This is a genomic window from Ruminiclostridium cellobioparum DSM 1351 = ATCC 15832 (genome assembly GCF_000621505.1).
Classification (GTDB): Bacteria; Bacillota; Clostridia; order Acetivibrionales; family DSM-1351; genus Ruminiclostridium; species Ruminiclostridium cellobioparum.
Window position 1 is genome coordinate 140,417 of record NZ_KK211295.1, and the last position, 13,505, is coordinate 153,921.

Here is a 13,505-nt window from a genome sequence, read left to right on the forward strand (position 1 = left end):
TTTGTCCCCTTCCTATTTAATTTTTCTGGCAGGAACCCCTATGTAGGTTCCTCTTTCATGAATATCTTTTGTTGCAACAGCACCTGCACCAATTATTACATGCTTCGTAATGTTAAGTCCTTGCAGGACACAGGATTTACTTCCCAACTCACAACCTTCTTGAACAGTAACATTTCCACTGATATTTACATTCCAATATAAAGTTGTAAAGCACCTGAGTTCACTTTCATGACCAATACCACACTGAGGATTGACTGTAACAAAATCCTGCAATGTTACCTCTGCAGAAAGTATACTATTCGCACCTATAATGTTACCCACACCCAATTTCACATTACTTCCCATCATAGCAGTAGGGTGAACTAAATTGGGATACTGGAATCCTATTCTCATAATTCTCTCATAAATTTTCTTTTTTATTTTAGGATTTGCTATAGCTAAAGCTACATTATCAACACCTTGATATTGATCAAGATATTCTGTTGTATCTAGTACAGGGACATGGTTAATAGAGGTACCTTTTTTTTCTATATTGTCATCTAGAAAGCCCACTATTTCATAACCACCTATAGCCCTAACTAAGTCCACTACCTCTTTACCAAAACCACCTGCTCCAATAATCAGTATTCTCTTCATTCTACCACCCTAAAACTTACCAATTATAGCCTTTATCGCTTCACAAACTTCCTTTACTTCCCATTCTTCCATAGTAGTGGCAAATGGAAGTGCAAGAGTCGAGTTTCCGACCCTTTCTGTTACAGGGAAATCTCCTTCTTTAAAGCCAAACATTTTTCTCATATAAGGCTGCAAATGTATAGGAGTAAAATATGGTTTTGAATCGATCCCCTTCTCATTAAGAAGATTCATAACTTTATCTCTGTCAATGCCTTTATCAAATGTAATACTATAAATAAACCAACTCATGTTGGTCACCTTGGGATCAATCCAGGGACGGGTGATACCATCCACATCTTTCAAGTAATAATAATATAGTTGTGCTACTTTCTCCCTTTTCTTCATTATTTCATTTATCCTGCTAAGCTGAGCAACGCCCAACGCACTGTGGAGCTCACTTAAGCGATAATTATATCCCATTTGTTCATGATGCAGCCATGTTCCTGTCACAGCTCTACCTTGACTTCTCAGGCTTCGGCAGATATCTGCAATATCATCATCATTGGTAACTATCATACCACCTTCGGCAGATGTAATTTGTTTGTTAGGATAAAAAGCAAAAACTGCGGCATCTCCAATAGTTCCTGCCTTCGCTCCGTCATATTCGCTGCCTATAGCTTCACAACTATCCTCTAAAACTTTTAAATTATTTTTCTCAGCTATATTAACAATATTTTTCATGTCTAGTGGCTGTCCAAACACATCTACAGGCAACAGCAATTTTGTTTTATCTGTAATTTTATCCTCAATCAGGTCAATATTTATGTTAAAGGTTTTTTCATCTATATCAACGAAAACCGGCTTAGCTCTCTCAAATAAAAAGCAATTTGTTGAAGAAACAAAACTAAAGGGGGTAGTGACTACTTCGTCTCCATCACTAACTCCCATTGCCCTGATTAATAAATGAAGACCACTTGTACCACTGTTCACACCGATAGCATGTTTTGTTCCTATAAAATCAGCTATACCCTTTTCAAACTCAAGGATTTTTGGTCCGATACTAAGCGTATTACTTTGTAGTACTTCCAATACTGCATCTATTTCCTTTTGAGTGATATCAGGCTTACTTACCGGAATTCTCATTTTGACTACCCCAACTTTCTAGTTTACTTTTAACCAATCCTTAAGTAATACTTGCCTATTGCCTTTATCCTTTTCAGCTTTATAATTAATTAACTCTAAGATAAAGCTTACCCCTTGTTTATATTCATTCACGTGATATTTTACCGTATATTCTTTCATATTACCATCTAAAGTAATCTCGGCAACTTCATTTAGCTCGCTGTCACGTATTCTTACCTTTGAATATTCTTCCAAAAAGGATCCCTGAGCCTTGATGGTAATATTATAATCTCCAGATTGTAAATTCATCCTACCTGACTCCACCCAGCCGTTATAAGCCATATTAATATTATCCTCTTTGTCTTTACCATAGCAAACATTAATCCATTGACTCTCGCCTAACCCAATAATTTCATGATTTTTTTTGAGTAAATCGTAATGTATAGGAAAATATGATTCTTGACTGTATTTATCGTTTTCATAATCACGATATCTTCCATATAAGTTAAAATCTTCAGAGGTAAGTAATTTTATTGTCTTTTCAGTATACTGCTTTCCTATTTCCCATTTAGAGGTATAAGGCGATAATATAAATCGATGTAACCATAGATTTCTCTGGTATTCTTCCGGCTGTAAGTAAGATATTGACTTATAATCTAGTAACATGTCAAATTGATAATTTGTTTTGATTTCTTGCCTACTTTCCATCATATACATAAAAGTATGAGTAAGATTCGAATATTTTGTAATTTCCGCACTTAATATTTCAACAGCACTAAATTTATTATCCTCCACAACAATTTTTTCTTTAAAGGAGGCTGTATCTGAATACACTAATAAATCCTTGTTGTTGAGCCACTCCTCAACAAACCCTGGTAATAGCACATAATTATATAATGGTACCTTCTTATTACCTTGGATAAAATAAGCATTATTAATCTTCATCCAGCCTTCTTCATTACTTCTAAAAACCACCTGGCATTTACCATCTAAATGTATAGGAACTTTAACAACGCCAAAAGCAGATTTAAACTCCATCTTCTTTAATAGTTCATCTCCATCATATATTTCAACAAAATTTAAATGATTATCTGTATATATATCAAACGTCAATTGATAGTCCCCAGGTTTTACTACATATAATTTTCTATCATAAGTAGCTCCTTTATATGTAAAAATATTTGTTGCCATCTTACGTGATACATCAACATAGCTGAACATACCTATTAATAATAATGCTATGAGAACAGTAATAAAGGTTCTTTTACTCATTTTAGCAGCAGGTTTAAAAACTAAATGAATATTCATCTTTTCGCTAGCCAAAACACTCCCTAATATATACCAGATAAATCGAGTATTCTCAATATTGATGGTCATTGAATGTATGTAAATACCAACAAATACCGGTATCAAGAATAGATTTTGTTTTCTTTTGGACTTTATCATAGTATATAATATATATCCTGGGAGTAAAATAAAAATGAATACCCCCAAAATCCCTTGTTGTGAATAGAATCCTAATATCGTATTATGCGGAATTGATGATTTTATAGTCTGTGTGCTATTCTCAGGTAAATATTTGTATGAATTTAAAGGAAAGCTTCCTTTTCCAACTCCTACTAGAAAGTTATCATTTCCCATTTCAAAGGCAGCTTTCATCAACTGGATCCTATCTACATCAGCTGCATTTTTATTCAAAGATTCCTGTACCCGGCTAATCATATCCTTTGTTATTTCACCATTTTGAAAATAATAATCCAAATTAATTGAAATAAATACCATGATAATAGCAGAAAGTACTATTAGTACACTTTCTTTCTTAATATTTCTAATGTGAAATAAAATATATGTTAAAATTGTCCCTGCTAAAGCTAACCATCCTCCCCTGGACATGGTAAGTATAATAATTATAAAAGAAAGTATACCAATCCCTAACATAAGGTACCGGAGAAAAATATTTTTTATAATCTTAAAATTTAATAAACTAACAAAAAATATAACACTAAAAAAGAGCGCACATAGATTAGGATCTTCAAAAGTCCCCATAAATCTTAATATTTCTAATTTATAAGTATCTATAAAAAAATCCTTACTCATTAAAAAATAAGTATAGGAAATTATACCAACTATCATCACAGGAATACTACTTAAGGACATAACAACTAAATATAACTTATAATCTCTTTCATTCCTAATGAATGTAAACGCGGTAAAAAAATATATAGCCACCACAATGGTTTTCACTATCTCAATTAACATTACACTATTTTCAACATGAAAAAAGGCAACATTGAACTTACTGATATATTGAGATAGTAATAAGCTTAATACCAGTCCAGCAAAGTAAAGAATATAAGTCCATCGTTTCTGAATAAAAAAATCTTTTATGTTAACTAAAAACAATATACCCACTAGTACTAATAGTATATCAGATGCTGCAACATTTATTTTAAATTTACTTATATTGATATACATCATAAAAGGCATGAAGATAATTATTAATATATTGACTACTATTTGTACCTTATCTTTCATTCTCTTCCACCTGTGTGTTTCCCATAAAAAATAATTTATTCTTTTCTAATTATAGACAAAGGCACTACTAAAGTAAAGTATATAACATAGAGACTACCTCACATAATACTCGATATACCAATCAGCAAACTTCTGTAAACCTTCCATTATAGATGTCGTAGGCTTAAATCCCATAGATTTCTGCAACAAATCAATAGATGCATAGGTAGCTGACACATCTCCAGGTTTAATAGGCTCGAATATCTTTTCAAATACTACCTCTTTTCCCACTGCCTTGCTTAAGCACTTCTCTAATACTTCAATAAAAACCATCAACTTCTCAGGGCTGTTATTTCCAATGTTATACACTTTATGAGGAACAGTATCCACAGGTGGACTGTTAATAATTCTTACAATTCCTTCTACTATATCATCGATATAGGTAAAGTCCCTATAAAGATCATGTTCAAAATCGCCATTATTATATATTTTAATTGGCTCACCGTTAAAATACTTGTTTGTAAATCCAAAGTAAGCCATATCAGGCCTTCCCATTGGCCCGTATACCGTAAAGAATCTTAATCCTGTGGCAGGTATCTTAAACAAATGACTATAAGTATGTGCCATTAATTCATTTGATTTTTTTGTCGCTGCATATAGTGATACAGGATGGTCTACAAAATCTGATTCCTCAAAAGGTATTTTCTGATTGGAACCATAAACAGAACTAGATGATGCATATACAAGATGGTCTACTGGATTATGTCTGCAAGCTTCAAGAATATTATAGAATCCAATAATATTGCTTTGAATGTATACATCCGGATTTTCAATAGAGTACCTTACTCCTGCCTGAGCAGCTAGGTTTAGTACAATATTAGGCTTATATCTCGTAAATATTTTCATCATCATTTCTTTATCGGAGATATCACCTTTAATAAATATAAACTTTTTAAAAGGCTTCAACTTCTCTAAACGAGTATACTTCAGATTAATATCGTAATAATTATTTATATTATCAATACCGATTACTTTACAACCCTGTTCTAATAATCTCTTTGCTAAGTAGAAACCAATAAAGCCAGCTACTCCAGTAACCATGTATATTTTTTTACTATTTAACTTTTTCAAATGTTTACCTCCTGATGATTACCTATCTACCAATAGAATAATATTCTACTCCTGCTTTTTTCATATCTTTAACACCATAAATGTTTCTACCATCGTATACAATTGGTGTTCTCATAAGTTTCTTATATGTTTGAGGTTTAACTACTTTTATTTCTTTCCATTCAGTAAATATAAAACATACATTTGCATTTTCTAAAGCTTCCTCTATATATTTAGCATACCTTATAGTTCCTTTATTATTTTGTCCTTCAGGGTATTTTTTCTTAAAGTTGTCCATTCCTGCAGGATCATAAGCGTAAATATCTGCCCCCTGCTCTAAAAATAAAGGGACATTATCTAGGGAAGGCCCTTCACGTAAATCATCAGTTCCAGGCTTAAATGTCAAGCCAAGTACAGCTACTTTTAGGCCACTAAATGTAATCAACCTTTTACAAGCCTTTTTATATAGCATTGTTTTTTGGTCTTTGTTCACACTAATTGCAGCTTTAACTGTTCTTAATTCATAACCGTGTTGTCTAGCCAAATATTCTAATGCCTTTGTATCCTTTGGAAAACATGAGCCACCATACCCAATTCCCACATTTAAATACTTACCACCTATTCGTTCATCATAACTCATGCCCATTGCTACGTCCTGAACATCAGCTCCTACTAATTCACACAGATTAGCTATATCATTCATGTAGGATATTTTTAAAGCAAGAAAATCATTAGAAGCATACTTAATCATCTCTGCTGATCTTCTGTTAACACATACAATTGGAAGGTTAAATGGCTCATATATCTTTGTAAGTAACTCTTTCGCCCATTTACTTTCCGTACCTATGATAATTCTTGCTGCATGTAAGGTATCATGAACAGCCGAGCCTTGTGCTAAGAACTCCGGATTAGATGCAACCTCTACCTTTACATTGTTCACTAAGAAATCATTAATAAATTGTTCTACTTTATCATTCGTGCCAACAGGAACCGTAGATTTTACTACTACAAGGCAGTCCTTTTCTATAGATTCTGCTATTTGCCTTGCTACTGTTGCTATGTAAGAAAGATCAGCCGACCCGTCTGGTTGTTCTGGTGTCCCCACTCCCAAAAAAATCGCATCTGCATCTTTATAGGCTGATTCAAAATCTGTTGTATAGTCAATTCTTCCTAATGCATAATTTCTCTGCATTAGCTCTTCCAAATCAGCTTCATAAATTGGAGTGATACCCTGTTTCATTTTATTTACTTTTTCCTCATCAATATCAACACATTTAACTTGATGGCCAACCTCAGCAAAACATACACCTGCCACTAAACCAACATATCCTGTTCCTGCTACTACTATTTTATACATCCGTGCTTTTCCTCCTATAATCTGTTTTACTTACTTGTATATTATTTTGCTAATTTCCAAAGTTATATTTGTCTCTAGATAACCTAATAGCAACCATTTTCATTTCGTTATTAGGTATTAACGTACATTTAATTTAACCTTTTTAGTTTTAATCTTTTTATCATACCATATATCTCCACGCGCATATTCGGAAATAATAACAATATTCCAAAATAGAATAAAGCACATATAATGATAGAAATTACACTCCATACTGTTTGTTTATTTATAAGTTGCAAAAAGTATCCCAAAAAGCCCATTAATGTTGCTGAAAAAGCTGTTGGAAATACGTTTTTAATCATCTTTGATACTGGGAAACCCATTGAAATCTTTATTAAAATAAAATGAACTAAAACGAATTCAATAATTGCCCATGATCGAGCATAAACAAATATCCAAAACCCATATTTAGCACTAATTATACAAGTTGGTATCAAAAAAACTAAATGCAATACTTGTGCAAATAAAGATAACCTAGGTCTTCCCTTTGCACGATATACTTCACTACAATAATACCCAAAAACTATTATTATTGAATTAGTTAGAGCATAAACCCCAATTACGCCACTTGCTTCATTCCACTGACTGCCTAAAAGTATCTTTGTTGCTAAATTACTGTATATATATGAACCGACCCCTAAAGGAAATACTAATATTGAAACAAACCGCTGAGTTTTATAAAGCATAATTTTGAATTGGTTATCATCATTCTTTAAACGGGATAACGCTGCAAATAGAACTGGTACTGTAGAAGAAGTAACTATACCCATAAGTACATTAACCATACCGGTTGATGTCTTATATATTCCTAAATAATATTGATTAAAAGAACTTCCAATAATAAATACATCCACCCATACTGTAAGCCAAATAGAAACTGCCTCAATCAGTGACCAGACACTAAAGGATAGCATTTCTTTTAAAATCTTAATATCATAAAATAATTTTGGTTTCCACTTAGAGTTAACAGTTAGTATAACTGAATTTGCGAACTGCATGAATATCCCACCAACAATTAGTGACCAAAAGCCTAGCCCGAATAGAGCCAATGGTACAGTTACAACAAAAGGTATACTAACTGTTACCATTCGAACTAAAAAAAGTTCTTTATAATTAAAATTCCGCCTATAAAGAGCCATTTGTATACTTGAAAAAGATGTAAATACTAGCTGTACGCATGCTATAGCCACAACATTACCTAACCCTGGATTTCCTACAAGTTCCGCAATTTGTTGTCTAAATATGATTATACCTAACAATAACAATATAGATATTACAATATTAGTCCAAAATGCTACATTTGCATTGTCAAATTTTTCCTCCTCATCTCTGAAATCATGCTGTACCAAATATTTTTGAAATCCCGCATCAGTAAACATATCAGCAAAACTCATAATCATGGTTACCGTAGCTACTACACCAAATGCTTCTGGAGCAATGATTCTAGCAAGAATCATATTAGATATAGGGCTAACTATTTTTGCTGATATTTCAGTGATAGATGCCCATTTAGTTGCATTTACAACTTTGTTAGTTAGATTATTTCCTTTCAATTTCATTATCTCCTTTAATGCAACTAAACATCAACACGTAAACTTACATCTCTTATATTTGTAAACAATATAACTAAACTACCCAACTTATTTTAACATACGGAAACGAATTATCAACTATATTTAAAGTTTGTGGGAACAAGAATCCTCTTTGAATTTATATTATTTAATAGCGTTTATGATTGATGGAAATGAGCCTTCCACCCCCTAGATGGTTTAAACTGCAATGAGTCCTTGTAATATACCCCATTTGGTGTTTTTAAATCATAAATAGGGTTATTTGATGTTATTATTGTCTCATTTTGATCGGCAAAAGCATAGTATTTGATATTTCGTGCATTATGTATAGATGGGATTAGGGAGGGCTTAAATCCCATAACTGATGATATTGCCTCATCAAAACAAACAGGATTCATACCCATTGCTATAATACCTACATCTTTAGGTGTTGGTAAAAGCGGTCCTTCTCCCTCGCCGGAAATAATCATGTCTGCGACAATTAACATTTTACGTTGTTTCGTATCTTTCATGTTTCCTTGCTTATCTGAATAGAAAAGAATTTTGTTGAGGTCTAATAATGTTCTCCAAATTGTATCATTGCCATACCAGCTTCCCTCCGAATATATATCTTTGCTAAAGATCTTATTTAACATAGATAATCCACGGACTACATTGTAATATACCTTTGCTTTTTTTCTCATGTCCCTACCCAAACAATTATCCTTATACTCAGTAAAGTGAGTTATTAATTTCTTTAAAAAGCTTTTGCGATAATATTCATCTCCACCTTCTTGAGTTGAACCTTGTGAATGATGTGGTAACCATTCTTTGTTGGTATTAATCCCGACTAAGTTCTTAAGCGAAATTGTTACACCAGCTTTTCTGTGAGTCTTTGGTTTAGGTATATTTATAATAACATCTGCTTCCAATACTTTCTTTGCAATTGAATATTCGTTCTTTTTGCAATTGTGATGCTCATACATAATAGAATGGTCGTAATTAGTTATCCTTAATAGGTTAAAGCGATCTTTTTCTATGGTTAAGAACTCGGATTTTTTTTCTAAGTCAACTACTATAGCAGTATTATCGGAGTCATTTTGTATTTTTTGATGTAATCCATCTTTATAAATGCTTTTATAGTTTCTAAAATCAACAAGCTCTATCTGGATCCCCTTCCTTTTATAGAAATCTATTATATCAATATATCCTTGCTCACTAACAAGTTTTTTAAAATTACATGTCTGCAAAGGTGCATCTCCAACAATAATAGCACCTGTTCCGTCCAATGCCAGAACCACATAATCAAGTAGAGCACGAACCAATGATGGATGCGTTATAAGGCATTCTATTCCATTCTCGGTTATTTCATTCTCATGCAAAACCATATTAGGTTTTAACAATACTACATCTCCAGGTTTTATTAATTCCTTTAGTGGATTCCAATCATTTGCACCAAAATGTTCTTTATCAAATCCCATATGATATAGGCATTCCCTAATCATATCATAAACCATATTATCCGATTTTGAAATTTCATTGGTAAATCTATACTCAGGATAACAGATAGATGGATTAAAACAATCTATCTTATTTGGATATCTACTACCTTCTACTTTATTTACATGTACTTGATTTGTCTGCATTTTTCTTTTATCCTCCGTTTTACTTAATAACAATCCGGTAATTTTAACCATCTACCCATTTGAAGTTCTAGTTCACTTGGTTTAAATTGTTCATAGCCAGCCCCGTGATGGAAGGTTAATTCACCAAAATAAATTTTGGCCTTCACTAAATAGATATCTACCCTTACATATGGAAAATGCTTAGACAAAACTGACGCTATTTCTATCACCTTATCTAGATTTGTAGGTCTTTCAATGATGGTATCAGGATCATTAGGATATAATATTGATGCATCTATATAGTTCCATTTTATATCAAATAAGTTTCTTCGATGATTTGTAAAACGCCCAAAATCAACTTGAATTAGCTTTGGCATTCCTCCAAAACAATGTATTTTATAATCTTTTAATTCTATATTTGACTCATCAACCATATACTTTTCACATATAATTCTCGGCTTTATATTTTTATATGGCCATTCTCGATGAAACCAATAATACTCACGTTTAAGCCACATATTAACTTCTTTTTTTAGTTCTTTAAAATTTATTTTTGATTTATCCTTGCATATATAAACATTTCCAGATGTGTGATTAGGTTTTAATACAAATTGATTTGGTAAGGCATCAAAATCAATCTCATCATAATTATCATACACACCTAACAATGGAATTAAGTATTCTTCACCAACTGTTTCAGTTATATATTTTCTAACTTCAAATTTATCAACCATCTTTGTATATTCATGTTTTCGATCATATAATTTCAACCACTGAAGCTTTTCATTAAAGGTTTGGGGATTGTCTAAATTAAGCTCTTTTCCTACTAATAAATTATATTTTATTTTTAAATATAATTTATCTGGAATAAGCCTAGAAAACCTAAAACTTAAAAAAAATAATATAATAAGTTTAGGATTTTTAATCCCTTTTACTAACTTTTTTATCATCTTTGTTGCCTCTCAAATTCAAAATTTTATTTTTTCCAATTTAAATAAGTCCTAAAATATATACTATTGTAGTATAATTATCTATCCATGTTAAGATATAGTAGTTTCACTTTTGCAAAACATATATGCTATTACTGGCATTGTAACAATGTCTAATCCTATAGGTGCAGCTAAGCCAGCTAGACAAAAAGCTATAAAGCATAACAAAGCTGTGGTATTTCTTAATTTTAAATTTTTAACAGTAGACCCTATAAGAATACTAAAGTAAGTAATTAGTCCAAGTATTCCAGTACTATACAAAATACTTATATACAGAGAATCTCCAGTAAAGTCATCTCCGATTGGAGTACCTCCTACTCCAATTAACCAGTTGTCATATATAGTAGAAAAGGTGCCTGATAATAACCCACTTGAGGAATTATACCTAGTGCTTAAAGCTTCAAATGGCTTTGACAAAAATCCTATATAATATGAAATAGCAGTTCCATGCTTTTCTAGCAATATTACTGTTATGCCAAATATCGGTATTAATATTAACGGAATAATTGCAATCTTTTTATTTTTTATTTTAATGACATCAAATAGGATTAATATACAATAACAAATAGAAATTATGGGAATACCTATCACAGCTGTTTTGGAAAGCGCTAATAATCCAATTATAACGGAAATAACCAGCTTTAAATAAAGTCTTTTGCATTGTCTTTTCTCTGTTAAAAACCCAAGATATATAGCAAAGCTAATTATTGAGAATATTCCAAGTAAGACAGGGGTAGCAAATGTCCCATAAGCTCGATTGAAAAATCCTAACTTAAGCACCGCCGCTAAAGGTGTTAATGATGCTTTATAATATAATTCATAAAATATTTTAGTACTGACTGGAACAGTTAATTGTATAATTGAAACTGCTAAGTTTGTAAATAAGACTGGCGATATAATGCGATCTAATACTTGAACGGAATTCCCTTCCATTTCAGATTGCATTATATATATTAAACATATTATGCGAAAAACTGAAAGAAATGAAATCCATGGTATTTTACTTTCAAATCTTAAAGTAGCAATAAACGAAGATGCTAAAAATATATAAAAATATATTATTAAATGCTGACGGTACAAATCCCTTCTATGTAACGAAAATATTGATGGTTTTTTTAGTATAAATATAATTAAAACAGGAAAGAAGGCTATTATTTCAAAACTAATTTGTAAATTTGCTACTTTCAAATGAGGACATATTAATGAAAAAACAATGTATGAAACTATAGCCGTATTTGTATTCTTTTGTAATTTATATACTAATATAATTAAAAAAATAATAAAAATTATATTCCCTAACACCTGTATCTCCTTCCACATTTTTGTTTAGCAATCCATTTGCTTTAAAGTGAATCATTGGCATTAAATAGTAATTTCATAAAATTATCTGCTTCAATTTTAATATCATACCCATTTTCTTTAAACTTTTGATTTATATATTCTTTTTGTCTTTTCTGACCACGATCAAGATTATATGATTCTAAAACTATTTTTGCCCATTGACCTGGTGCAGTATTAAGTGATATATATTTAACTAAACCACATATATTTGTCTCCTTTGTTATTGAATCAGAAATAATACATGGTAATCCAGTCGCTTGAGCTTCAATAACTGTATTTGGCATACCCTCAAAAAATGAAGGAAATAAAAAAACATCCATTGCCATTAAAATATCAGGAATATCAGATCTTATTCCAGTAAAGATAACATTATCTATTAGTCCCAGATTTTTTACTTTATTTTTAATTTTACCTTCAAGTTCACCATTACCGACTAGAATCAGAACGCTCCCATTATGTTTCTTAACAATCTGACCAAAGATATCAATTAAAAACTCATGATTCTTTTGATTACTAAATCTCCCCACATGTCCAATCACAAACTTACCCTCTATACCCATTTCCTGACGCATTTTATCTCTTTTAACTGAATTAAAAAGAAATTTGTCTACTGCAATTGCGTTCTTTACAATAGTTGCTTTACCATTTCTTATACTATTTCTTCCAAACGTGTACTCAGCGGCTTCTGTTGATGGAGCAATTTTTAATGTTGGAATCATTATAGGTAACCATTTAAACATTTTATGTAATATTCTATTAATTATTGTGCTAGAATCAGCGTTACTTGAACGTTGAACTAACACTCTTGCTCCTCCAAATTTTGCAGCTAATAAATCAATTGTTGCTAAAGAATGTTGAGATACTCTCATTACATAAAAATATTTTTCATTCTTTACAACATTTTTTAGTGCCAAAAAAGCTTTAAGGATATTTCTTGATTTAGGTATTGAATGATAAATTCTACCTCCTAATAATATTATTTCTTTTTCATAATATCCTTTTTGAGATGACATACAATAAAAATCCATCTGATATTTCGTTCTATCTAAGGCACGATAGTTCTTAATCAAAAACGTTTCAGCGCCACCAACCTCCATACTATTTACTATGCATAAGAGACGTTTAGGTATTGTTTTATTCATATTAACTTCCTTATTGAGAATATTTTACTTACTTCTAATTTCTTACAAGATTATCATCTATTTCAAAATAAATGATTCTCCATTTTTGTTTAAATACATAT

General features: G+C 31.4%; 10 protein-coding genes. All 10 read right to left on the bottom strand.

Annotation, left to right across the window (positions count from 1 at the left end; genetic code table 11):
• Window positions 1-12 precede the first annotated feature (12 nt).
• Window positions 13-636 carry an acetyltransferase gene (locus tag T344_RS0125920; RefSeq protein ID WP_027631117.1) on the bottom strand — a complete coding sequence of 208 codons (624 nt, stop codon included), beginning with the start codon at window positions 634-636 and terminating at the stop codon, window positions 13-15.
• 9 nt (window positions 637-645) lie between these two features.
• Complete coding sequence (locus tag T344_RS0125925) at window positions 646-1,758, bottom strand: DegT/DnrJ/EryC1/StrS family aminotransferase (RefSeq protein WP_027631118.1); 1,113 nt, start codon at window positions 1,756-1,758, stop codon at window positions 646-648.
• An 18-nt stretch (window positions 1,759-1,776) separates the two neighbouring features.
• Window positions 1,777-4,272 (bottom strand): O-antigen ligase family protein, encoded by a 2,496-nt coding sequence (locus T344_RS0125930; protein WP_027631119.1) that lies wholly within the window; start codon window positions 4,270-4,272, stop codon window positions 1,777-1,779.
• 93 nt (window positions 4,273-4,365) lie between these two features.
• The gene (locus tag T344_RS0125935) at window positions 4,366-5,352 is read right to left on the bottom strand and encodes a GDP-mannose 4,6-dehydratase (protein ID WP_051572303.1); all 987 of its coding nucleotides are present in this window, start codon (window positions 5,350-5,352) and stop codon (window positions 4,366-4,368) included.
• Between the two features lie 52 nt (window positions 5,353-5,404).
• Entirely contained in the window at window positions 5,405-6,718 is a 1,314-nt protein-coding gene (locus tag T344_RS29370; RefSeq protein WP_034863250.1) for a UDP-glucose dehydrogenase family protein, read from the bottom strand.
• 128 nt (window positions 6,719-6,846) lie between these two features.
• Entirely contained in the window at window positions 6,847-8,310 is a 1,464-nt protein-coding gene (locus T344_RS0125945) for a lipopolysaccharide biosynthesis protein (RefSeq protein ID WP_027631121.1), read from the bottom strand.
• Between the two features lie 176 nt (window positions 8,311-8,486).
• On the bottom strand, window positions 8,487-9,953 hold the full coding sequence (locus T344_RS29375) for a DUF362 domain-containing protein (RefSeq protein WP_162178056.1): 1,467 nt from the start codon (window positions 9,951-9,953) through the stop codon (window positions 8,487-8,489).
• 23 nt (window positions 9,954-9,976) lie between these two features.
• Window positions 9,977-10,882 carry an ATP-grasp fold amidoligase family protein gene (locus T344_RS0125955; protein ID WP_027631122.1) on the bottom strand — a complete coding sequence of 302 codons (906 nt, stop codon included), beginning with the start codon at window positions 10,880-10,882 and terminating at the stop codon, window positions 9,977-9,979.
• A 90-nt stretch (window positions 10,883-10,972) separates the two neighbouring features.
• The gene (locus T344_RS0125960; RefSeq protein WP_027631123.1) at window positions 10,973-12,223 is read right to left on the bottom strand and encodes a hypothetical protein; all 1,251 of its coding nucleotides are present in this window, start codon (window positions 12,221-12,223) and stop codon (window positions 10,973-10,975) included.
• Window positions 12,224-12,264: 41 nt separating this feature from the next.
• Window positions 12,265-13,404: a glycosyltransferase family 1 protein gene (locus tag T344_RS0125965; RefSeq protein ID WP_027631124.1), complete on the bottom strand. Its 1,140-nt coding sequence runs from the start codon at window positions 13,402-13,404 to the stop codon at window positions 12,265-12,267.
• Window positions 13,405-13,505 lie beyond the last annotated feature (101 nt).